Annotated in this window: 22 protein-coding genes and 2 pseudogenes; 9 read left to right on the top strand and 15 right to left on the bottom strand. The window is 65.8% G+C overall.

What is annotated here, in order from left to right:
- Positions 1 to 59 precede the first annotated feature (59 nt).
- Positions 60 to 1,193 (top strand): IS110 family transposase, encoded by a 1,134-nt coding sequence (locus CXQ96_RS12055; RefSeq protein ID WP_258059092.1) that lies wholly within the window; start codon positions 60 to 62, stop codon positions 1,191 to 1,193.
- Between the two features lie 25 nt (positions 1,194 to 1,218).
- Here CXQ96_RS12055 and CXQ96_RS12050 read toward each other — a convergent pair whose 3' ends face one another.
- The 7 genes and pseudogenes from CXQ96_RS12050 to CXQ96_RS12020 all read right to left on the bottom strand — a co-directional run bounded on the left by CXQ96_RS12050 (position 1,219) and on the right by CXQ96_RS12020 (position 6,466).
- Positions 1,219 to 1,653, bottom strand: coding sequence for a low molecular weight phosphatase family protein (locus CXQ96_RS12050; RefSeq protein ID WP_104118285.1), 435 nt, complete (start codon positions 1,651 to 1,653; stop codon positions 1,219 to 1,221).
- Positions 1,650 to 2,309: an arsenate reductase ArsC gene (locus CXQ96_RS12045; RefSeq protein WP_104118284.1), complete on the bottom strand. Its 660-nt coding sequence runs from the start codon at positions 2,307 to 2,309 to the stop codon at positions 1,650 to 1,652. The genes CXQ96_RS12050 and CXQ96_RS12045 overlap by 4 nt, the downstream gene beginning before the upstream one ends.
- Positions 2,310 to 2,323: 14 nt before the next feature.
- Entirely contained in the window at positions 2,324 to 3,697 is a 1,374-nt protein-coding gene (locus tag CXQ96_RS12040) for an NAD(P)-binding protein (protein ID WP_104118364.1), read from the bottom strand.
- 39 nt (positions 3,698 to 3,736) lie between these two features.
- On the bottom strand, positions 3,737 to 4,714 hold the full coding sequence (gene trxB, locus CXQ96_RS12035; RefSeq protein WP_104118283.1) for a thioredoxin-disulfide reductase: 978 nt from the start codon (positions 4,712 to 4,714) through the stop codon (positions 3,737 to 3,739).
- A gap of 26 nt (positions 4,715 to 4,740) precedes the next feature.
- Positions 4,741 to 5,163: an arsenate reductase ArsC gene (locus CXQ96_RS12030; protein ID WP_104118282.1), complete on the bottom strand. Its 423-nt coding sequence runs from the start codon at positions 5,161 to 5,163 to the stop codon at positions 4,741 to 4,743.
- Between the two features lie 26 nt (positions 5,164 to 5,189).
- Positions 5,190 to 5,411 (bottom strand): annotated as a pseudogene (locus tag CXQ96_RS12025) (arsenic resistance protein); the annotation flags it as partial.
- Between the two features lie 47 nt (positions 5,412 to 5,458).
- Positions 5,459 to 6,466, bottom strand: coding sequence for a zinc-binding alcohol dehydrogenase family protein (locus tag CXQ96_RS12020; RefSeq protein ID WP_024476678.1), 1,008 nt, complete (start codon positions 6,464 to 6,466; stop codon positions 5,459 to 5,461).
- 71 nt (positions 6,467 to 6,537) lie between these two features.
- Between CXQ96_RS12020 and CXQ96_RS12015 the strand changes: the two genes are divergently transcribed.
- Positions 6,538 to 6,888, top strand: coding sequence for a helix-turn-helix domain-containing protein (locus CXQ96_RS12015; protein ID WP_024476679.1), 351 nt, complete (start codon positions 6,538 to 6,540; stop codon positions 6,886 to 6,888).
- 1,037 nt (positions 6,889 to 7,925) lie between these two features.
- Here the strand turns inward: CXQ96_RS12015 and CXQ96_RS12010 are convergent.
- From CXQ96_RS12010 to CXQ96_RS12000, 3 genes are all read right to left on the bottom strand, one after another.
- Positions 7,926 to 8,840 (bottom strand): alpha/beta fold hydrolase, encoded by a 915-nt coding sequence (locus tag CXQ96_RS12010; protein WP_024476680.1) that lies wholly within the window; start codon positions 8,838 to 8,840, stop codon positions 7,926 to 7,928.
- A gap of 16 nt (positions 8,841 to 8,856) precedes the next feature.
- Complete coding sequence (locus CXQ96_RS12005; RefSeq protein ID WP_024476681.1) at positions 8,857 to 9,579, bottom strand: alpha/beta fold hydrolase; 723 nt, start codon at positions 9,577 to 9,579, stop codon at positions 8,857 to 8,859.
- 161 nt (positions 9,580 to 9,740) lie between these two features.
- Positions 9,741 to 10,094 carry an IclR family transcriptional regulator gene (locus tag CXQ96_RS12000; RefSeq protein ID WP_229382131.1) on the bottom strand — a complete coding sequence of 118 codons (354 nt, stop codon included), beginning with the start codon at positions 10,092 to 10,094 and terminating at the stop codon, positions 9,741 to 9,743.
- On the opposite strand from CXQ96_RS12000, the gene CXQ96_RS11995 reads away from it, so the two are divergent.
- Positions 10,072 to 10,521, top strand: coding sequence for an aldo/keto reductase (locus CXQ96_RS11995; protein ID WP_024476682.1), 450 nt, complete (start codon positions 10,072 to 10,074; stop codon positions 10,519 to 10,521). The two genes, CXQ96_RS12000 and CXQ96_RS11995, sit on opposite strands and share 23 nt — an antisense overlap.
- 46 nt (positions 10,522 to 10,567) lie before the next feature.
- Positions 10,568 to 10,699, top strand: a pseudogene (locus CXQ96_RS18995) (hypothetical protein); the annotation flags it as partial.
- Positions 10,700 to 10,907: 208 nt separating this feature from the next.
- Here the strand turns inward: CXQ96_RS18995 and CXQ96_RS11985 are convergent.
- The 5 genes from CXQ96_RS11985 to CXQ96_RS11965 all read right to left on the bottom strand — a co-directional run bounded on the left by CXQ96_RS11985 (position 10,908) and on the right by CXQ96_RS11965 (position 16,299).
- The gene (locus CXQ96_RS11985; protein ID WP_231734932.1) at positions 10,908 to 11,333 is read right to left on the bottom strand and encodes a hypothetical protein; all 426 of its coding nucleotides are present in this window, start codon (positions 11,331 to 11,333) and stop codon (positions 10,908 to 10,910) included.
- 44 nt (positions 11,334 to 11,377) lie between these two features.
- Positions 11,378 to 11,695 carry a type II toxin-antitoxin system RelE/ParE family toxin gene (locus CXQ96_RS11980; protein ID WP_024476684.1) on the bottom strand — a complete coding sequence of 106 codons (318 nt, stop codon included), beginning with the start codon at positions 11,693 to 11,695 and terminating at the stop codon, positions 11,378 to 11,380.
- On the bottom strand, positions 11,692 to 11,928 hold the full coding sequence (locus CXQ96_RS11975) for an addiction module protein (protein ID WP_024476685.1): 237 nt from the start codon (positions 11,926 to 11,928) through the stop codon (positions 11,692 to 11,694). The genes CXQ96_RS11980 and CXQ96_RS11975 overlap by 4 nt, the downstream gene beginning before the upstream one ends.
- A gap of 103 nt (positions 11,929 to 12,031) precedes the next feature.
- Positions 12,032 to 15,487 (bottom strand): MobF family relaxase, encoded by a 3,456-nt coding sequence (gene mobF / locus CXQ96_RS11970; RefSeq protein ID WP_024476686.1) that lies wholly within the window; start codon positions 15,485 to 15,487, stop codon positions 12,032 to 12,034.
- 227 nt (positions 15,488 to 15,714) lie between these two features.
- Positions 15,715 to 16,299 (bottom strand): TetR family transcriptional regulator, encoded by a 585-nt coding sequence (locus CXQ96_RS11965; protein ID WP_024476687.1) that lies wholly within the window; start codon positions 16,297 to 16,299, stop codon positions 15,715 to 15,717.
- Between the two features lie 105 nt (positions 16,300 to 16,404).
- On the opposite strand from CXQ96_RS11965, the gene CXQ96_RS11960 reads away from it, so the two are divergent.
- From CXQ96_RS11960 to CXQ96_RS11945, 5 genes are all read left to right on the top strand, one after another.
- Positions 16,405 to 17,364 carry an MFS transporter gene (locus CXQ96_RS11960; RefSeq protein ID WP_199732620.1) on the top strand — a complete coding sequence of 320 codons (960 nt, stop codon included), beginning with the start codon at positions 16,405 to 16,407 and terminating at the stop codon, positions 17,362 to 17,364.
- A 30-nt stretch (positions 17,365 to 17,394) separates the two neighbouring features.
- On the top strand, positions 17,395 to 17,622 hold the full coding sequence (locus CXQ96_RS18640) for a hypothetical protein (protein ID WP_197425747.1): 228 nt from the start codon (positions 17,395 to 17,397) through the stop codon (positions 17,620 to 17,622).
- The gene (locus tag CXQ96_RS11955) at positions 17,619 to 18,308 is read left to right on the top strand and encodes an NAD(P)-dependent oxidoreductase (protein ID WP_024476688.1); all 690 of its coding nucleotides are present in this window, start codon (positions 17,619 to 17,621) and stop codon (positions 18,306 to 18,308) included. The genes CXQ96_RS18640 and CXQ96_RS11955 overlap by 4 nt, the downstream gene beginning before the upstream one ends.
- A gap of 49 nt (positions 18,309 to 18,357) precedes the next feature.
- Complete coding sequence (locus CXQ96_RS11950) at positions 18,358 to 19,212, top strand: AraC family transcriptional regulator (RefSeq protein ID WP_024476689.1); 855 nt, start codon at positions 18,358 to 18,360, stop codon at positions 19,210 to 19,212.
- Between the two features lie 503 nt (positions 19,213 to 19,715).
- Complete coding sequence (locus tag CXQ96_RS11945; protein ID WP_051317669.1) at positions 19,716 to 20,447, top strand: AraC family transcriptional regulator; 732 nt, start codon at positions 19,716 to 19,718, stop codon at positions 20,445 to 20,447.
- The last annotated feature ends 657 nt before the right edge of the window (positions 20,448 to 21,104 follow it).

The following is a 21,104-nucleotide window of genomic DNA, read 5'->3' as shown; positions in this document are numbered from 1 at the left end:
TCCGCCCGGCCCGGTCATCCGTGTTCGCCGAAGTTTTTCATGGACAGGAACGAGTACGCATGAGCCTTGCAACGACTGAAACGACTACCCAGCCGGTAACCGCCGTCACGATTGGCGTGGATACCCACTCGCAGCTGCATCACGCTGCCGTGCTGGACCAGCACGGCGTCCTCCTGGGTGACAAGCAATTCACCACTGACCTTCCCGGTTACCAGCAGCTTCTGGACTGGGCGGCCGGTTACGGCATCATCAACGCCGCTGGCGTTGAGTGCACCGGCTCCTACGGGGCAGGTCTTACTCGTCATTTGTTAGCCGCCGGCATAGATGTTGTCGAAGTGAATCGGGGACACCGCCTTACCCGAAGCCGCTCAGGCAAGAACGATGCCATCGACGCTGAAGCCGCGGCGCGAAAAGTCATGTCGGGCGAATGCTCCTCACCGGCGAAGGACACTACCGGCGCGGTCGAAGCTATCCGTAACCTGCACCTGCTGCGAGACTCAGCCGTGAAATCACGGTCGGCGGCCCTTGTGCAGTTACGCGACGTGCTGATCACCGCTCCGAATGGCATGCGTGAGCAGCTCGACGCTAAGACCCTCGAGGGTAAAGCCACTCAAGCCCGCGCGCTACGCCCAGACAGTACCCGTCTGGACGAGCCCAATCATGCGGTGAAATACACGCTCCGAGAACTCGGTCGGCGCATCTTCAACCTGACCGCTGAAATCAACGCAACCGAGAAGCACATCACCAAACTTGTTGAAGCGGTCGCCCCAACAACGGCAGCGTTGCCTCAAGTCGGACCCGTCACCGTGGCTCAACTCCTGGTCACTGCGGGGCAGAACATCGACCGCTTCCCGAGCGAGGCAGCCTTCGCCCGGCTCTGCGGAGTCGCCCCGATACCCGTGTCTTCCGGCAAAACTCACCGGATGAGACTGCACCGTGGCGGGAACCGCCGTGCCAACCGTGCGATCTACCTCGTGACCATCTGTCGGTTGCGCTACGACCAGCGATCCCAGGCATATCGCGACCGTAAACGCGCCCAGGGGCACTCTTCCGCGGACGCCATTCGCAGCCTCAAACGGTTCGTCACTCGCGAGCTTTACTACGCACTGAAACGCGATCTCACCCCTAGTGCAACAACCCGCATCCTATCTAAAGCTGGCGAGGTGGATCTCGCAGGAGGGAATGGGAATTGACTTATTGGGGTGACACTAGGAGCGGTTAAGCATCCTGGCCGTGGGAGGTCAGTTCGGTGTGTAGCTGCTCTACGCGGTGTTTGATGTCGTCGCGGACCAGTCGCATTCGTTCCATTCCTTCGATGCCGCGCATTGAGGGTTCGTCGGTTTCCCATATTTCGAAGCGTTGTCCAGGGAGTGGTTCAACTTTCGCTTCTGTTCCGAGGACGATGACGGTATCCACGTTCTCAAGCAGCTCTTTGGTGACGGGTTTGGGGTATTCCCCTTCCACGTCGGCACCGAGCTCGTGCAGGGATTCCACGGACTGCGGGTTGAGCGCCTTCCCGGGCTTCGTTCCCGCGGAGTGAACTGTCATGCCGCCGTGGGCGAGTTGGCGCATGAGGGCGGCGGCCATCTGGGATTTGCCGCCGTTCTTGCTGCAGACGAACAGCACGCTCGGGGGAGTGGGTGTCTGGTTCATGCCGGCGATTGATCCTTTTCCAGGAGAGAAGTGGTGAGGGCTTTGACCCTTTCGTGGATAGCGTCACGGATTCCACGGATACGGTCAAGGGATTCTCCTGCGGGATCGGGGAGGTCCCAGTCCTCGTAGTGTTTGCCTGGGTAGATGGGGCAGGAATCACCGCAACCCATGGTGATCACAACATCGGAGGCACGCACGACGTCATCGGTGAGGGGCTTGGGATAGTTCCTGGTCAGGTCCAGGCCCATCTCCGACATGACGGTGACGACGTTCGGGTCGACTTCCGCTGCGGGCATGGACCCGGCGGAGCGGACACGAATACTGCCCTTGGACTCCACTGTCAGCAGCGCCGCCGCCATTTGAGAGCGTCCCGCGTTCTGCACGCAGACGAAAAGCACTTCCGGGGCTTCGGACACCGAGATGCCCTTTGAGGTGGCCAGGGCGGTGAGCCTGTCAGCGGCGAAATGCTCGGTGGTGGCTGGGAGATACGTGGTGATAGTCGCGGTCCTGGCAAGTGCCGTGTAGGACTCGAAGACGTACCGTTCGACCGTCTCGGCGGCGAAGACTCCGGTGAAACGCTCAGCGAGGCGTTCACTGATCCGGTGCAGGACCTCGGTATGGTCCTGCAACCCGAGGCCCCGGGAGGAATGAGTCATGACATGCTCCTGATCTAGTTGTTGTCCGCGGAGCGGCCATGGGCCAGTCCGGTCGGGATGCCGATGAGGACCGGTTCCGGGGCCCCGCAGCAGGAAGACTCTCTTTCCGCAGCCGGCGCCGGGGCATCGCAACTGGTGCCGGCGTCGGAGGAGCAGACGCCAGTCTCGGGTAGTTCCAGATGCACCGTGTCCGCGGCTTCCCGGTCTCCGGCCAGCGCGGCCGCGACGGAGCGGACCTGCTCATAACCGGTGGCCAGGAGGAAGGTGGGTGCCCGACCGTAGGACTTCATCCCGACGATGTAGAAGTCCTGATCGGGGTGGGCCAGCAGCTTCGCCCCGTGCGGGGCGACGGTTCCGCAGGAGTGGAATTCCGGGTCGATGAGCGGGCCGAGCTCACGTGGCGCGTCCACGGCAGGGTCCAGGTCGAGGCGCAGTTCCTGCAAGATGCCCAGATCGGGCCGGAACCCGGTGCAGGGCACGATGACATCGGCCAGCACCGTGCGGCCGTCCACCGACTCCACCGTCACACCGTTCGTTCCGTCGTGGAGGGCTTTGATGCTGAATCCGGTGTGCAGTTCGATGGCCCCGGATTCAACAAGTCGGCGCAGCCGCGAGCCGAGCTGCCCGCGGGCCGGCAGCCCGTCGAGGTCCCCACCGCCATACACCTTGGCTGCGGAGGGTCCGCGGACTACCCAGAGGATCCGGGTGTTGGGCTCGTCCTTGGCCAGTTCGCTGAGGCTGATCAGGGTATTGGCCGCGGAGTGGCCGGCACCGACGACCAGAACACGGCGGCCGGCGAAAGCTGCCCGGTCCCTGTCCTTCACGTCCGGCAGCGGGGAGGACACCCGGCTGGTGGCCGCGTCTTCGCCGATGGCCGGCAGGCCGGAGACGCCCAGCGGATTACGCGTCGACCAGGTCCCGGACGCGTCAATGACCCCTGCCACCACATGGTCGCTGGTCTGCCCTGTGGTGTGTTCGACCCGGACCAGAAAGGGCGTGTTCTCCCGGTTCCTGGTATGGGTTCTGTCCATGCCCTGACGGGTGACGGCGACGACCCGCGCACCGGTGTGCAGGCGGGAAGCAATTGGCTCTGTCGTGGCCAGTGGGGTCAGGTACTGGTCGATCAGTTCCCCGCCGTAGGGCAGCGCCGTCGGACGCGGAGACTCCCACCCCGTGCTTTCGAGCAGCCGTGTTGCGGCCGCGTCGATGTTGTATCGCCACGGGGAGAACAGGCGGATGTGCCGCCACTGCTCAATCGCGGCACCAGCGGTGGGCCCGGCCTCGAAAATGACCGGCTCCAGGCCTTGTTCGAGCAGGTGGGCAGCCGCGGCCAGCCCGATGGGTCCGGCACCGATCACGGCAACCGGGAGGTTCGTCAGCGAATCCATGGTGTCCTCTTTCAGCAATGGCATGGGCAATGAATGTGTCTAGGCGTGGGTGGGTTCCTCGACCAGGGCGGTCGCGATGCTGTCGGCATCCTCCAGCGCGGCGAGATACCGTTCGGCGTCCAGTGCGGCCGCGCAGCCGGTGCCGGCTGCGGTGATGGCCTGACGGTACCTATGGTCGACCGCGTCTCCGCAGGCGAAGACTCCGGTGAGGTTTGTAACCGTTGTGGGGGAGTCGACCTTGATGTAGCCCTCCTCATCCAGGTCGACCTGCCCGGCGACGAGCTCGGTCCGGGGCAGGTGACCGATCGCGACGAAGATCCCGGTCGCGGCCTGATGGCGGGTTTCGCCGGTGCGGGTATCGGTCAGCGTCACGCCGGAAACCTTGGCCTCCCCATGAATGGCGGTGATCGCGGAGTGCCAGGCGAAACTGATCTTCGGGTTGTCCTTCGCCCGTTGGGCCATGATGCGTGAGGCCCGCAACTCGTCACGGCGCACCACCACGGTCACCGACCGGGCGAAACGGGTCAGGAACGTCGCTTCCTCCATCGCCGAATCCCCGCCGCCGACGACGATGATGTCCTGATCGCGGAAGAAGAACCCGTCACAGGTCGCGCACCAGGACACCCCATGCCCGCTGAACTTCTTCTCCTCGGGCAGGCCGAGCTCCTTGTACGCGGATCCGGTCGCCAGAATCACCGCAGGCGCTTCATGGGATTCGCCGGCACCGGTGGTGACCCGCTTCAGGTGACCGGTCAGGTCCACTTCGGTGACGTCGTCGAAGACGACCTTGGCACCGAACTTCTCGGCCTGCTGTTGCAGGCCTTCCATCAACTCCGGGCCCTGCACCCCGGCCGGGAAGCCTGGAAAGTTCTCAACCTCTGTGGTGTTCATCAGTGCACCGCCGGCCGTGACGGACCCGGCCAGGACCAACGGGCTCAATCCGGCTCGGGCGGCGTAGATCGCGGCCGTGTATCCGGCAGGGCCGGATCCGATGATGATCAGCTGTTCGGTGCTCACTGGCAGTCTCCTCGATATCCGGTGGGTTACTTAGCGGCGGGGGTCAGGGACTCGATGAGTCCTTCGATGCGGGACTTGATTTCGTCCCGGATGGGGCGGACGGATTCCACGCCCTTGCCTGCCGGGTCCTCGAGGACCCAGTCTTCGTAGCGCTTGCCGGGGAAGTAGGGGCACTCATCGCCGCAGCCCATGGTGATGACGACGTCGGATTCCTTGACTGCCTCGGTGGTGAGGACCTTCGGGATCTCATGGGACATGTCGATGCCGACTTCTGCCATGGCCTCGACCGCGGACGGGTTGATCTTCTCGGCAGGCTGCGATCCGGCGGAACGGACCTCGATGGCGCCCTGGGAGAGGGTGGTGAGGAAGGCTGCGGCCATCTGGGAGCGGCCGGCGTTGTGCACGCAGACGAACAGGACGGAGGGCTTCTTGGTGGCTTCTGTAGTCATGGGAGTCTCCTGAAAGAGGAAGTGAACTAGACGGATAGGGGAGAGGTCGAGAAAAAGCGTTTGCGTGCCCAGAGGGCGACGTAGACCAGGGCGACGAGGACTGGGACTTCGATGAGCGGTCCGACGACGCCGGCCAGAGCCTGGCCGGAGGTGACACCGAAGGTGCCGATCGCCACCGCGATGGCCAGCTCGAAGTTGTTTCCTGCGGCGGTGAAGGCCAGCGTCGTCGTCCGTGCGTAGCCGAGGTTCTGCAAACGCACTCGCCTGTGAACATGCGCGTGCGCGCGGTTTCAGTCTACTCCCATCTGTGGACGGTGACCTTGCCGACTGTGCGGCCGTTCTCGACCAACTCGTGCGCCTCGCGGAGTGTGGTCGGTGAGATCGGCGCGAGTGTCGTTGTGGCCGTGGTGCGGATGCGGCCCTGATCTACAAGGTCAGCGACAGTGTTCAGGAGCTGGTGCTGTTCAATCATGTCCGGGGTCTGCCTGAGCGGGCGGGTGAACATCAGTTCCCAGTGCCAAGCGATGCTCTTGCCCTTGAGCGGGAACACGTCGCGCGGACCGTCGTCAATGGCGACAATATGCCCGAACGCTCGAACGATCCGCGCATAGGTTTCGATCTGCCCCGCGGAATGCGCGGTGAACAGCCAGTCCACGCCATCCTGCGCGACGGCGAGCACCTGCTCAGCCAGGTCGTCGCGGTGGTTCACCACATGCTCCGCGCCCAGGTTGCGCACCCAGGCGGAGCGTTCATCGTCGGAGGCGGTGGCGATCACGGTGACGTTCGGCAGGAGCGCGTCGGCCAGTGCCAGCATGATCGATCCGACTCCGCCGGTCGCGCCGATCACCAGCAGGGTGCCGGTCGAGTCCTCGGTAAGGGCGAGCCGCTCGAACAGGGTCTCCCAGGCGGTGATCGCCGTCAGCGGCAGCGCAGCAGCGTCGGCAAACGACAGCACCTGCGGCTTGCGCCCCGTAATCCGCTCATCCACAACATGCAGGCGCTGGTTCGTACCTGGCCGGTCGATGCTGCCCGCGTAGTACACCTCGTCACCCGGAGCGAACAGCGTCACCGCTGAGCCGACCTCGCGCACCGTACCGGCGGCGTCGAAGCCGAGCACCTTGAACCCGTTCGCAGGAGCGCCTTCCCGCAGTTTCACATCGACCGGGTTCACCGAGACCGCCTCGACCTCGACCAACAAGTCATGCGGTCCAAGTTCGGGCACCTCGACCTCGCGGGCGGTCAGCGCCTCGGGGTCGGTGGCGGGGAGGTTCTTCTCGTATCCGATCGCAGTCGTAGCCGTCATGCCAATTATGGTTCCCCAGACCTACTGGTTACCGTCAAGGCAACCTAGTACCCATCGGATACCATGAACGTATGAGTCAGACCGTGGATGAGTGCGACCGGAACGACGTGTACGCGGCCATGTGTCCGTGCCGCGACATGCTCGACCTGCTCGCCAACAAGTGGAGCGCCCTGGCCATCGGTGCGCTCGAAGACGGGCCGCAACGCAACGGGCAACTCAAACGACGCTTGGAAGGCGTCAGCCCCAAGGTGCTGTCCCAGACCCTCAAGCGTCTCGAAGACCACGGCCTGCTCACTCGCACCGTCTACCCCGAGGTTCCCGCTCGCGTGGAGTACGAACTTACTGACCTCGGACACAGCGCAGCCGCCCCGTTGAAGCATCTGCGCGACTGGGTTGAACACAACGTCGGAACCGACCAGTAGCGACCCCCTCGGCGCTACATCGAGCCAGGAGTCCCGGCCTCCGCGTAATACCGCGTCAACACAGACGAGGCGTCGCGGTCGCCGTCACCGGACACGACAGAGTTCAGCAGGTACCGGTACCCGTCACCGGTCGTCATCACCCTAATTGATAACGTCACACCTAGAAGGTGCGAAGTAACCGACGCGCGAGCACAGGAGCGCTTCTGTCATTTCGAAGGCGAGACTTCGCGCGATTGGGATTCGCCGGGCCATCCTTCTTCTCTTTCGTCGAACGTCACCGCAACACCGTGTCGCTGGGGTTCGTGAAATCTTCTTCCGGAAGCGAAACCCAGGTACTGCGCCATGAGGAACTCGCCGCAGCGATGCACAGGCGTTCGACAGTTCGGTCGCACGAACCGATCGTTTGTTAACGGACGGCACTGTACGTCGATCGAAAGTCGCGCCGACACCCCCTGCGAATTCGCGTCGCGGGATAGTTTGCCAGGATCCGGCGATCAGCGTGGTGCGCATCAAGGAGGTGCGCAGCGGCCTCAGCACGAGGAGCCTGCCCGCGAGGCCGACCACCCCGCCCCTAGGAACGGTAGGAGTGCGACGTCGGGGCGAGCTGGGGGCCACCCCCCGAGACCGAAAGTAGCACCGCAGCGACGATAAGCGCCACGCCAACCAGGGTGGTCGTCAGCTCCCCGACCAACGAACCGATCCATCCGCGTTCCTGGAGGTCTCGGAACATCCTTATGCTCAGCCCGAACGTTCCGTTCGAGCTGCGAACCGATCGTCTCGATGCGTCGTGGCAGACGCCTCAGCTGTCCACCGATGACCTGGAGTTGCACGCGGCCGTCGGCGAACATCTCCCTTGAGTCCATCGCCAGACGTATGAAATGAGGAGTTCGAGCAAGGGCCCGATCGACCAAGTCGTAGTCGGCAACGAGCTGGCACAGCGTTCCCTCGAGTGACACGAAGGAAACGACTGGCGTTCTCCTCCGCTGTTGGGGACGTCGGGTCGGCTGAAATAATGGCCGGGACGATACGGTGGCGAGTCAGAGCGCCGTGATCCACCGCGCGATCTCGTCAGCGAGCTCGTCGCTATTGTCTTCGACCATCAGCATGTGGCCGTTCCCAGCGAGAACAGGCAGTTCGGACGACCAGAAGGTGACGGCGGCGCCCTGATCGGTGAGCCAGGCCACGATGTCCTGATCCAGCTGCGAGGGGTGGTCGGTATCGGCTCCACCCGTGAAGACGAGAATCGGCTTGTTCGTGAACGCGTCGGTCGGCCCGATCCTCATTTGGCTCCCACCGATGTTCTGACGCTGATAAAGCATCCGGGCCGGGATCGGCCGAAGGGTGCGGCGGAACACCTCGATGCACTCGCGGGGGAACCGCCGGCTGGGTCCGATGGCCTTGTCGTTCACGAAGGCGCTTGTGGGTTCCCAGAAACCCATCTTCGGGATGGTCCAGTCGATGGCCGCTCCACGGATGGAGACCTCCTGGTCGGACTCCCTCACGATCTCGGGCACCGCCTGTACATTTCCAGGCGGGCCCGGAGCGACGGCTACGAGCCCGTCGATGAGATCGCCATGCGTCTCTAGGAGGCGGAAGCCAATCGGACCTGCCATCGAGTGCACGACCAGCACGACGTTCCGGCCGAGACCAGAGAGGAACACGCCCATCCCTCGGCACACGCTCTCATAGTCCAGCCGCGCAGACGCCGCACGATCATCGACGTGTTGGGCCGCCTCATAGGACAACCCCAGCCAGTCCACCACCAGCACACCGTAGCCAAGCGATACCAATCGTGCCGCCCAGCCCTGTCGGCCGTCGGGCGTCTCGAGATAGCACTCCTTCGAGACACCACCCCCGTGCACGAGGACGATCCACCGAGCAGGCGCACCCGACGGCGCCAGTTCGGTGTACGAGATCGGCGCGACGTCGTCTGGGCGTGAAATCGAATCCATAGCTTCCCCAGGCCTGTTAGGCAATGACGGCGTCGAGGGCCCGTGCGAGCCTCTCCGGATGCGTGAGCATCACCAAATGGCTTCCGTCGATCTCGATCGTGCGCGGACTATCAAGCCGCCCGGCCGCGGCCTGGTAGATCTCAGCGGGAACGGCCTGGTCCTGAGCGAGGAACACATAACTTGACGGGATGCTGCTCGCCCAGAACTGGTCGAGGCGGATCGGCTCATTGGACCAGCCTGCCGGCGTTGGGACGAGCCTCGGCTCGAGCGCGGCGAGCTGCTGCTGCTCGAACGGGGACATGTCCTGCATAGACGCGGCCCAGAGCTCAGGCGGCATGACGATGGTGTTGTCGTCGGACTGACTCGCAAGCGCCTTCATCGCTGCGACCAACGGATCGGGGAGCACGTCGTTAATGGTCTCGCCGTCGCGCAGCACCCAGGCGTCGACGAAGACGACCCGGCCGATGCGCTCGGGCATCGCCTCAGCGACGAGTTGGATGAGCGGACCTCCGCCGCTATGACCGACGAGCACGATGTCGAGCTGGGTGAGCTCTCTTACCTGATCGATCAGATCGCGCGCCATCATGCTCATCGTGACGCCGGAGCGGTCCACGTCACCGTCTTCGAGACCGCGCAGCGTCGGCGCGATCACCTCGTGCCCCATTCTGCGCAATTCGTCGGCGACGCCGTCCCACGCCCAGCCGCCTACCCATCCGCCGTGCACCAGTACGATCTGCATTGATCATCCTCTTCGCATATTTATCTGCTGAGCAGAACTTGTTCCTAACTAGAAGACACAATAGCTTGCGCGGCGCCAACAGTCCAGCATGGCTCGAGCTCTCTTCAGAACGCGCCGAACGACCCCTGCACCAGGTCGCAGGGGAAAGAGACGACGAGCCTTCAGGAGGTCAGGTCGGCCAGACGTACGGCTGCCTCATCGAGGAGTGCGACGAGGGTCTTCACCTTGCGGGGAGGCAAGCGGAACACCGGGGCAGATGCGTTGATCGCCAACCGCAGCCCGCTCGCCGAGGGAACGGCCACGGCCACCGAGGCCACGCCCTCCTCGCTCTCCTCCCGGTTCGTTGCATAGCCCTGCTTCGCGACAAGATCCAGTTGTGCGAGGAGCTCGGTCTTGGTACGGATCGACTGCGGAGTCACCTGTGAGAGTTGCTCGTCGGGGTAGAGACGGTCCAATTGTTCTCGCGGGAGCTGCGCCAGGAGAACCTTTCCCGTGGAGGTGCAATGGGCCGGCATCTCCTTGCCCAACCGTGAAGCGACTCGCACCGCCGTCGTCGGTTCCGCGACCGGGGTCGTGCCCGACGTGAACCAGATCCAGCTCAGCCCCGACATCGCCCGTACCGTTCCTCGACGCGCGCACGAGGTGCTCGGTATCGTGACCGAGAGCTGGAGCCCGCTCGGCCGCGGGCCCGAGCTGCGGGAGAACCCGACGATCGTGCAGATCGCGGCGGACGTCGGACGAACGGCGGCACAGGTGGTGCTCCGCTGGCACGTGCAGCAGGGCCTCGTGCCGGTGCCGAGATCGTCAGACCCCAAACGCCTGGTCGAGAACCTCTCGGTCTTCGACTTCCGCCTTAGCACCGACCAGATGGCCACGCTTGCGTCCCTCGACAACGGCGAAGCCGCCGCGCGGGACTCTGACCTGCCCGAGAACGGTCATTAGTCCACCAAGAACACCAAAATCGTCACCGATCTGGTAAATTCAGCGCGCTCTGGAGACGCAGCAGAACGCCTCGCGCGGCTCCTGGACATTCGACTACACGCAGGACCGGCTCTCCGCCATCATGCGCTGCACACACGACCGCTGCCTCGAGACCGCCGACGAATACGGCTCGCCAGGCTTGCCCGGTGGACTTCGGCGACTGCGCGAAGCAACTGACCGGCGGCGAAGGTGATGGCTCGAACGTAGGCGCGATCTGCCTTGCTCGCCTCACCTTCGGCTCGCTCGACAGCCGCGTCCAAACCATCGCGAAGTCGCGTGCACTGCAGATGGCGGCGAGGGAGAGAGTAAGTTCTGCAGTGTGCCCGATCGGGAACAGGGGGTGGGCTTTAGTACCCCTGCCCGAATTCGCGAAGTCTGGGCCACAGATCGCCGCCGACGACGCCGAAGACCCCTACGTCCGCCAGCATGCCGCCGAAGCCCTGCTTGAGATCAACGAAGACCGGAAAGTCAACGGCCGCTACCTCGCCGTCAAGACCCGACAGAACCTCGCCCGCCTCACCGACTTCGCCGAACACACCCGTCGGTTTCCCTGCCTCTTCCGCCTCGATCAACGCCACCTGTGCACCCCTATCAGCGGGAGCGAGGGTCTCGGGAAGCTTCTCAAGCCGACGGGCAACTCGCTCGGCAGTGCTTGCGAATCGGCGGTACGGACGACCCAACTGTTCGCTCGTGTTGGGGTCCTGGCCGTGCCCCATGAGACGGCGGAGCTGCTCCTCGCTGACCTCACCACCGGGTTCGACGGCGCCAGAAATGTACGCGAGACCCGATCCGAGCCATGAGCCCGGCGGCGTGCTGTTCAGTCGTTCAGCCGGTGGAGCCAGTAGCCGGGTTCGCGGCGCTCGTGGGCGTAGGCGAGGATCAGGATCGTGTCCGGCTCCACCGTGTAGACGATGCGGTACGGGTATCCGCGAACGGCCTTGCTGCGGATCACGGTGCCATCGTCAGCGGTCGTGAATGGTGGGGCGGCGTTCGGCCATTGGTCGAGGTCTTTCCGGGCTTGCCTTGCTCGGTCGATGAGCGCAAGGCCGATCCCTGGCTCCTGGTCTTCGTACCAGCGCACGGCGGCGTCGAACTCCGCGACGGCCTCGGGGTGCTCTCGCTGGGCCAAGGTCATGCGGTGAGCAAGGCGCGCAAACGCTCGTAGTGCTCGTCGGCATCCACCAGATCGACCGCACCCTCACGCACCTCGGCCAGTCGCCGGGTAGCCTCGGCACGCCAGGCTGCATCGACCTCGCTCTCGTCGTCTGCATCATGGAGGCTTTCGAGCAGGGCGTTAGCGACGACCGCGCGCTGATCGGCGTCGAGCGCGAGGCCGTCTCGGATCAGAGTTGCGGTGTCGGGTGTCATGTATTCAAGTGTACGTCGAACGGCCGACAATCGCGCTGGGCGTCTGTGGCTCGGGTTGCGGGGCTGCTGTGAACGTCACGCCGACGCGACGTGCTGCTGATGCTCATAGGCCGCGTGCTGGCCCGTCATGTCGCGGGTCGTTGCGCCGCGGGTCGCGTTCGGTCGGCTCGCGGAGTTGCCGTTCGCGTTCGGCGAGTGCTTGCTGCCTTGCTTCGTGCTCGGCGCGGGTGGTTTCGATCCGTGCGGCGGCGTCGCGGATCGGTAGCGCGCGGAGGTAGTCGGCCTCGGCTCGGAGCGCGGTGGCTTGCTGGTGCGCCTGTCCTGCTTGCTGTGCTGGGTTCGGCAGGCGCATCCCGACCCGGTGGCGCATCACCGCCTGCGGCCCGTACTCGCTGACCAGCAACGCCCGGCGTTCCTGCTCGTGCCGCTGCCGCAACTCGTCACGGTCGGCTCGCGCGGCCTCGACGTGCTGGGCGGCGTCGATCACGCGGGGATCGGCCTCGGCGCGACGCTCGGCCTGTCGTGCCGCCCACTCGGGCAGGGTGTCGGTGGTGCGGGGTGGTTCGCCCCATGTTTCGCGCACCCGTGCCCGAACCGTCCGGGTGTGCTCGCTCGTCTGGCGGTGCTCCGCGCGGGCCTTGCGCCTGCCGAGCCTGCCGACGGTGGCGAGTCGGCTGCTTGCGGCGGCCTCGCGCTCGACAGCATCGAGATAGGTGGTGCCGTCTGCCTCGGCCTGCACCGTCAACGGTTCCGCGATTTCGGCACGGATGCGCGCCGCCTCGTCCTCGGCGTGGCGGAGCACGTCGGCGTGCTCGTCGTCCTCGGTCTTGTGTGTTGCGCGCTGGGCGTCGAACCTGGCAGCGGTCTGCTCCCAGCGTTCCGCCGCACGTTCGGCTCGTTCGGCTTCGGCGGTGAGGCGGGCGAGTTCTTCGGTGATGAGCTGCACGGGGCCATCGCTGACGAGGCCTTGCACGGCGTCGATGGCTTGGGCGGTGGCGTGGTCGAGGCCACGGTCTGCCGGGTCGCGTTCCATCGCCTCAACGAACCGCGCCCGCGCATCCGCCATATCAGCGGCGACGACGTGGAGTTGGTTCTGTTGGCGGCCTCTCGTCATGCCGACGTAGACGCCTGCCGCGCTCGTCGCCTCCGACAAGGCCGTGTGGGAGGCATCGACGGTTGCGCCTTGGACGCCGTAGGCGGTCGCGGCATACGACAGGTGCGCCCACTCGCTCACGTACTCGGCGGGGAGGGCGACGGTGCGGCTGTGCTTGCCTCCGCCGCTGACTTCGCGGGCGTAGACGCTGCCCTCGTCGGTCACATGCTGCACGATCCATTGCTGCCGGTTTGCCACGCCGAGGTCGCTGCTGTTCTTCCGGGTCTGGATCAGGTCGCCAGCGCCGATGCTCAGCCCGTCGCTGCCGGTCGTCGTCATAGTGTCGTCGACCTCGCCGCGCTCGACCCGCCCGGCGCGGATGTGCTCGTTCAGCTCGGTGGCCTCGTCGTTGGTGGCGACGGTGATCGCTTCGCCGTCGTGGGCGTGGGCGGTGATGTGCTCGCGGGCCGCTTCCTCGTCGGCATGCAAGGTCACGAGGCCCATCGTGGCGAGTCGGTCGAACACGTCGCCGGGGTGCTCCCGGTCACGCATGACCAACGTCAACGCCGCATACTCGGCATCGGTGAACCTGTGGAGTTCGGTCATGTCGTAGGTACGGCCACGAATCTGGGCGGCCATGTCGAGCACCCCGCCGCGCCCGACCGCCGGGAGCTGCGCCCGGTCGCCCACGAACGCGACCGACGCGCCTGCCTCGGCGGTGACGGTCAGCAGAGCGAGGGCGGTGTCCTGGTCGAGCATCCCCGCTTCGTCCACGATCACCCGCTCACCCCGCGACAGCACGGCGTCGTTTGGTGGGCCGGTGTAGATGTTCCCGGTTGCAGGGTCGGTGTCGCCGGGTGCGAGGCGTGTCCATACGCCGTCCTCGTTCCACCGCCACCCATGCGCATACACGAGCGCCGCGACGGAGGTTGCGGGCACGCCGAGTTCTTCGTGGGCGACCTGCGCCGCACGCAACGTCGGCGCAACCACCCGCGAGGATCGCCCGTGCTCGGCTGCAACCTCGATGGCGACGCCGAGCATGGTGGTCTTGCCTGCGCCCGCCGCGCCCTCGACAATCACGAGCGGGTTGGTCGAGGCGACGGCAGCGGCGGCCACGGTCTGCCCGGTGTCGAGTCCGGCGGCTTGCGCAGCGTCGGTCACGTCGGGGTGCTTCGGCTCCCGTTCCGGCGTCGCGGCGGTGAGTTGGTCGCGGAGTGCGGTCTCGGCGGCGACGACGCCAAGGCTGGTGAGGTGGGCGACGTGCTCGGGTTGCACCATGCCCGGCGGCAGCACCGAGAAACAATCCGAGGCGGCGAGTCCGGTGGCGAGGTCGATGAACTCGCGCAACTCCGCCGGGGTCGCTTGCACGCCTGCCTCGGTGGTGATGCGGGTGACGTGCTCTCGCACGGTGTGCGGTGTCCAGGTCGATGCAGCCGCCGCGCAGCGATCCAGCGCACGACTGGCGACCTGTTGCACGCTGAGGTCATCCAGCGATGCCGGCGCAACGGTGTCGGGGTGCTGCAAGCTCTCGGGGTGGTAGCCGGCGTCTCGGAGTTCCTGCTGCCACCACTGCTCGTTCTTCAAGTCCGCCGGTTTCTTGCCGGGCCGCTGGAACGCCCACGCCGCGTCCTGCATCCGAGCGGTCAACACCGGGCCGGGCGTCTCGCCGGGATGCTTCGCTTGCCACTCGGCCTCCATGCGTTCCAGGTTGCGTCTGATCTGCGCCGACCGCTTCGACATGACGGCGTTGAACGGCTCCAACTCCACAACCTCACCGCTTACGGGGTCGAGGGTCAGGCCATGCTCGGAGAGCGTGGCGGCGAGCTGGGGGTGCGCGGCGATCACCGCCGTACCGAGAGCACGGATCGCGCCCTGCTGCTGGAACAACGCCGCCGTGGTCAGCGCCCGCCACTTCCCGCCCGCCCACACCCTCGTGCCAATCTGGAAATGGATATGCCGGTGCGGATCACCCGCACGACTCGTCTTGTGCGTGATCGCGACGGTCTGCATGTGCTCGACCGGCAGCACCTCCTGCGCGCCGCGCGGCCCCGCCAACGTGACCGAATGCTGACCAAGGAAGTGCTGAATCTCCCGCGCCGCATCCCGCTGCGTCGCGTCCAACGCCTCGGACACGTCCGGGTGGAGTGCGGCGGCGACCGACAGGCTCTTCGGCGCGTTGATCGTCATCTCCGCGAACAACGGCGACCCCCGACGCACCTTGCCCGGCTTGCGCGGGGTACCCATCGACTCCCCGGTGTCCGGGTTCACCCAATCGACCCAGGCTTCGTACTCATCCGCCGACAGCGACCGAGCAGCGGTGACCTCGCCGGTCGCGTCGATCACGGCGTACTCGGCCACGGCCTGGTCTGCGCCGAGGTAGTACTCGTCAGCGCGGGAGCGGTCGGCCTCGACATAGGCGCGCGCGGCAGCACCGCTGCCGTGGAACAGCTTCACTCCACCCTTCACTCTGGCCTCCCTCACGAGTCGTCTCGTGAGAGAGGTGCGCACTACGGCCCCGCCGTAAAATACGTGCCTCACTGAGATAGGGGGCAGATGACTGATGGAGCCGAGCGTCAGCGCGAGAGCGTCGCACAGAGTGTCGCTGGCAAGAGTTGGCGTCACAAAGTTCGAGGGAACTTTCGGAGTTCGGTTCGATGAAGTGACTAGTCTTCTCGGCGAACTTCGTGACCTGATTACTGCCCGATGAGTCTTCGGGCAGCGGTGACGACGGAGGCACGGCGGCGTGCGTGTTCGGCGTCGCTCTCGGCTCCGGTGATCATGCGGGCGACCTGCGGTACCGCTGACCACCATCCGGCGAGTGAGAGCACGAGGAACATCAGGTGGTCGGCGTCGAGGTCGCTCGTTACTGTGCCCTTGGCCTGTCCGTCGGTCATGGCGGCGACTTTGTATCCGTAGTATTCGCGCCGCTCGGCCTCGTCGGGTACTTCGGTGTCGAAGACGAGCCCTTCCCAGCGCATGAGCCTGCCGAGTTCGGGGTGCTCGCGGTGGTAGTCGTAGACGCGCCCGGCGTAGTCGCCCACGTCCTCGGTTGCGAATGATTCGACGGGCACGTCGCGGGCTACCTTCGCCAGTTCCTCGCGCAGTACGGTGGCGAAAAGTCTGTCCTTGCCCCCGAAGTGCGTGTAGACGCGCTCCTTGTTCACCCCGGCGGCCTTGGCGATGCGCTCGATGGTCGTGCCGTGCGGCCCGTGCGCGGCGAACTCGGCCACCGCCGCGTCGAGGATGCGGCGCTTCCTGCCCTCAACATCCCAGCCCATCGTTCCCACCTCCCGTCTCGTGCGGTAAACCCAACGCTCACGTTGCGTCTTCGCGGTTAGCCTACTACAGTCAAATCCAACGGAAACGTTGGATTTGGAGTGGTGGTGTCTGCGAACTCGACGGAACAGATAGCGGGAGCAGGCGAGGCGCGCGAGCACCCGGCAGGGAACGGCGTGGTCGTGCTGCTCGTGGTCACGGCGCTGCTGGTGCTCACGCAGTTGTACGCGGCAATCCCGCTGATCGCCCCGATCGGTGCGGAACTCGGCTCTGATGTGACGTTCGCGCTCTCGACGGTGTTCAGCGTGTGCTATGCGGTCGGGTTCCTGATCTGGGGGCCGTTGGCCGATCAGTACGGGCGGAAGCGGATCATGCTCATCGGCCTGGTGTATCTCACCGTCGCGACCATCGCCTGCGGCTTCGCCTCCACGGTGCCGATGCTTGCTGCGCTGCGCGGGGTGCAGGGGGTGATGGCGTCGAGTTTCGCGCCGGTTGCGCTCGCGTATCTGGCCGAAGCGACCCCGCTGAAGCGTCGGGCAACGGCGATCGGGGCCATGTCGACGGCATTCCTCGTTGCCGGGATCGCAGGCCAAGTACTCGCCTCCGCGCTCAGCCTGACGTTGGGCTGGCAGTGGGTGTTCATCCTCTCCGGCATCATGCTCGGCCTCGGCATGATCGGCGTCGCCGTGCTCGTCACCGAGCCGCACAGTCGCAGAGACGATGCGAGCCTGGTGCGTCGCTTCGCCGTAGTCGGGAGGGTCGCCACACGCCCCTCGGTGCTGCTACTGAGCCTCGCGCACCTAACGCTGCTGTTGTCGTTCGTCGGCATGTACACCGGCCTCGGCCCGCACCTGACCGACCTCTGCCTGGACTCATCGCAGGTGATCTGGCTCCGCCTCGTCGGGCTGCCGGGCATGTTCGCCTCCCTCTTCGCGGGCGCTATTGCGAAGCGTCTCGGCGGCGCGGGGGTTGCACGTGCCGGGTTCGCCCTCGCCGCGATTGGGCTGCTGATCGAAGCCGCACTCTCGGCATCCCTCGCGGGCACGGCGCTGGCGAGTCTCGTGTGAGTCACTGGGGTCGCGCTCGCGGTGCCCGCGATGATCACCCTGTTCGGCGAGACCGCCGCCCCGAACCGGGCCGGTGGGATGGCGCTCAACGGATTCGTGCTGTTCCTCGGTGCCAGCGTCGGCCCACTCACTGCCTACCTGGGCTTGGACTTCCCGATCCTGCTCGTCAGTCTCGCCGCGCTCATGGTGCTCGCCGTCGCCAGCCTCACCGGGTTCGCCCGACTCACCCGCACGCCCGCTTCGGAGGTACCTGTATGACTCGCATCCTGATTCTCGGCGCGACCGGGCGCACCGGAGCCGCCATCCTCGCTCATCTCCCCGCAGGCATCGAGGCGACCGCTGCGCTGCGCGATCCGGCAGACACCACGCGGCTCGCCAAGACTGCTGCATCGCTGACCTCCACGGTCGTGAACATCGCTGAGAACGCCAGTCTCACGCAAGCAATGCACGGCATCGACGTCGTCATGAACGCGATCCGACTGCGTGAGGACATCGCCCCGACCGAACTCGTGGCCGTACATGATCGACTCATCGAGGCAAGCACCAAGGCCAACGGCGCTCCGGCCCGGATCGTCACGGTCGGCGGAGCAGGAGCACTCCGACTCCCTGGAGACAGACGGTTCTGGCAAGACCCCCGGTTCCCAGAACCCACACTGCCGCGCGGGAGAGCACACGCCATGCTGCGCGACCACCTCGAAGCGGGCAACGCAGGATCAGAATGGGCGTATCTGATCCCGCCGCCCGTCTACGAACCGGAGGGGCCGACGACAGCACGCTGGGAACGAGTCTCCCCTTCCACAGACGAGACTGCGTTCACCCGACAAGCGATCAGTTATGCCGACTTCGGAGCGGCAGTCGCGGAGACTTCCACCAAGGACGACACTCGCACGCAACTCATCGCATGGCCCAGTGAACTGACAGAAAAGCACCCGATGAGTGGATAGGCGCATCTCCCCGCCGTTGTCGGCTCGGACACGGACGACGCATCGACCTGTGGGCCTGGCGGCGTACAACGTTGTCCGGCTCGTTGTGATCCGTGACGGCACGGCCATCGTGTTCAGCGAGTTCGGACAGCAACCCGTCAGCTTTGGCGACGCGGTGCTGCTGGGGCCGAGCGTGCTGTTCGGCGTCGAACCCGAGGGGCGGGTCACCTATACGACGGTCTACATCGACACCGACATGGCGCTGGATCAGTTCTTCTGGCAACACTCCGCGATCTTGCACGACCGCCTCGACGCCCACGACTTCGCGGGAAAGGTGTACACCGAACCTGCCCAGGTACTGCACCTGGGCCGGGATCGAGCCGGGCGGTTGTTGCCGTGGCTGGACGAGCTGGTCGCCCTCACCGTCGAGGGCAAGTACCTGGAACGGTTCCATCGGATGCAGGCGCTCTGGTTCCTCATCACCGATGTGATCGCGCCGTGCATCCGCGTCTCGACGGTGCGGCTGACCCGGCTGCAACGTGCCCGCGCTCGCCCGTTCTCCGCTCGAAGTCGGGTGCCTGAACCGTTGCGTCGTGAGGCGATGCTGGTGCGCGACGCGCTGCACAGCCGGATCACGCACCCGTGGACGCTCGCGGAACTGGCAGCCCTGGTGCGGCTCTCTCCGAAGCACCTGGTGCGCGTGTTCACGGACACGTTCGGGAAGACCCCGACCGCCTACCTGGTGATGCTCCGCGTGCAAGAGATGGCGCGGCTCCTACGCGAGACGAACATCACCGTCACCGCCACCGGGCAGCGGGTGGGGTGGCGGAGCCGGTCGCGCGCGGTAGAAGCATCCACAGCGCACACCGGAGTGACACCGAGCCGCTACCGAGACATGCGCCCGCTCATGACCGACCTCCCATGACCGAGCCGGTCGCGCTGCCCGGCAAAGTGCCGGAGTGACCGGGAAACGCCCGGCCTGCTCGTCTCCTGCTTCGCCGCGACCGCCGGTGCTTGGTAGGCCGGTTCTTCCCCCTGGTTGCTCGGGGGTGGTCAGAGAAGGGAGGTCGTCATGTCGCTGCTACTCGAACGCCCGGCGACCACGCCGACCGGTCATGAGCCTACAAGGACGCCGCAGTCGCCGCACCCCGCGATAGTGCAGCCGGTCGAGCCGTGGAGTTGCGTCTATGTCACCAGCATCCGTCACCGTCGCATATTGGCGGCGACCGCCTATGACTGTGTGCGCTTCGTGGTCGTGCGCGACGGCTCGATCATCCTCACCGATGCCGATGCCGATGCCGATGCGGGCGGGTCGGCGTCGGTGGGTGATGTGGTGCTGGTCGCCCCGAACGTCGAGTTCGGGTACGAACCCGAGGGCACCGTCACGGTGAGGACAGTGGCAGTGGATACCGATTACTGGTCGAGCAGTTGTTCTGGCAGCACCTCGACGTGCTCGCGGACGGCGAAGCCGCACGCGACCTCGCAACTCACCTGTATCCCGATCCGGTGCAGGTGCTGCGCGTCGGAGAATCGCAGGCCGAACGGCTCGGGCCGATCCTCGATGAACTCGCCACACTCACCGGCGAAGACCAATCGCCGCGCGGCTACTTCCGTGCGTATGCGCTGCTGTTCACGGTGCTCGCCGCCATCGCGCCGCTGGTTCGTCACGCGCCGGTGGAGGTGCCGCCGCTGACCTCTCGGCAGCGGGCCGTGCGGGTCGCGCCTCCCCGGTGGCGGGAGTTCAAGCCGGTGCGCCGCGAGATTATGCGCACGGCGGCGCTCATGCAGAGCAACATCGCCAGGCAGTGGCCGCTCACCGAACTGGACGCGCACGCCTGCCTGTCGCCGAGTCAGCTCAATCGGGTGTTCAAGGACTCGTTCGGGGTGACGCCGCCGGTGTACCTGTCGATCCTGCGCGTACAGGAGATGGCGCGCCTGATCCGCGAAACCGATCTGCTCATCGGCACGATCACCGAACGGGTCGGCTGGTGCCACCACTGCGGGCAAGCCTCGCGCATCTTCCGCCGCTACATGGGCGTGACCCCCATCGAGTACCGGCGCTACGGCCCACCGTCCGCGAGCCGGGCGGGGCCGGGCGTCGGCATCGCCACCGCACGCGCCGACGACTCCCGTGGGAACGGGTGCGCACCTACCTACTGACACCTGCCCACACGACCGGAGGAACCCGACGATGAGCACCGCCACCACGCGACCGCGATACGCTCCGGCGCGCCTGCATGTCGGGGTGGGGGTGACGGTTCCGGCAAATTGCCGGAACCGTGCGACCAGGGCTTTTACTCCCGGCCGGGGTGGTTCCGTCGAATCGGCGGCACCACACTCGCGGGGCGACGGTCGGGGAAAATTTCCCACACCGTCCAGCCTGCGACCTCGGCCCGCTGTGCTGCTCGTTGTGGTTCTCGTGACGGTGGTGGCAAATTGGCACCACCGTCCGACCAGGAGTTTCGCCGTTGCCCCCGCGAACCAAGCCGCATCCGCTGCGACCTCACCGCGACCGTTCACGGTGGTGTCGAATCGCCACCACCGTCGGACCTGCGCTTTCGCTCCGCTCGGCTGGCCGTCACGGGCGCGAACGGTGCCGCAAAATTTGCGGCACCGTTGAGCCGGTTCACGAGGGTACCGAATCGGCACCCCCGTGACATACCCCGTTTGGGGTCGGTCGCAGGTAGCTCCCTGTGGATAAGTCTGCATATAGTACCTCAACTCGATGCCAGGTACTAGATGTACCCGGCCATGAGGTTGGTGGCGTTTCCGGTCTTGTGAAAGGGGAGAACCTCCGGGCTTAGTGGAGATGTCTGA

Origin of the sequence: Arthrobacter sp. B1805 (assembly GCF_002929745.1) — a bacterium.
Taxonomy (GTDB): domain Bacteria; phylum Actinomycetota; class Actinomycetes; order Actinomycetales; family Micrococcaceae; genus Arthrobacter_D.
Note: the sequence above shows the minus strand (reverse complement) of the source record. Positions and strands in the feature narration are given on the sequence as shown.

Coding starts and splice junctions, on each gene's coding strand:
- CXQ96_RS12040 (WP_104118364.1), bottom strand. CDS start 3,697: ATGGATTCGCTGACGAACCTCCCGGTTGCCGTGATCGGTGCCGGACCC.
- CXQ96_RS11975 (WP_024476685.1), bottom strand. CDS start 11,928: ATGACACCCGACACCGCAACTCTGATCCGAGACGGCCTCGCGCTCGAC.
- CXQ96_RS12050 (WP_104118285.1), bottom strand. CDS start 1,653: ATGAACCAGACACCCACTCCCCCGAGCGTGCTGTTCGTCTGCAGCAAG.
- CXQ96_RS12030 (WP_104118282.1), bottom strand. CDS start 5,163: ATGACTACAGAAGCCACCAAGAAGCCCTCCGTCCTGTTCGTCTGCGTG.
- CXQ96_RS11955 (WP_024476688.1), top strand. CDS start 17,619: ATGACTCGCATCCTGATTCTCGGCGCGACCGGGCGCACCGGAGCCGCC.
- CXQ96_RS18640 (WP_197425747.1), top strand. CDS start 17,395: ATGATCACCCTGTTCGGCGAGACCGCCGCCCCGAACCGGGCCGGTGGG.
- CXQ96_RS12045 (WP_104118284.1), bottom strand. CDS start 2,309: ATGACTCATTCCTCCCGGGGCCTCGGGTTGCAGGACCATACCGAGGTC.
- CXQ96_RS12015 (WP_024476679.1), top strand. CDS start 6,538: ATGAGTCAGACCGTGGATGAGTGCGACCGGAACGACGTGTACGCGGCC.
- CXQ96_RS11980 (WP_024476684.1), bottom strand. CDS start 11,695: ATGACCTTGGCCCAGCGAGAGCACCCCGAGGCCGTCGCGGAGTTCGAC.
- CXQ96_RS11965 (WP_024476687.1), bottom strand. CDS start 16,299: ATGGGCTGGGATGTTGAGGGCAGGAAGCGCCGCATCCTCGACGCGGCG.
- CXQ96_RS12010 (WP_024476680.1), bottom strand. CDS start 8,840: ATGGATTCGATTTCACGCCCAGACGACGTCGCGCCGATCTCGTACACC.
- CXQ96_RS12000 (WP_229382131.1), bottom strand. CDS start 10,094: ATGCCGGCCCATTGCACCTCCACGGGAAAGGTTCTCCTGGCGCAGCTC.
- CXQ96_RS12005 (WP_024476681.1), bottom strand. CDS start 9,579: ATGCAGATCGTACTGGTGCACGGCGGATGGGTAGGCGGCTGGGCGTGG.
- CXQ96_RS12020 (WP_024476678.1), bottom strand. CDS start 6,466: ATGACGGCTACGACTGCGATCGGATACGAGAAGAACCTCCCCGCCACC.
- CXQ96_RS12055 (WP_258059092.1), top strand. CDS start 60: ATGAGCCTTGCAACGACTGAAACGACTACCCAGCCGGTAACCGCCGTC.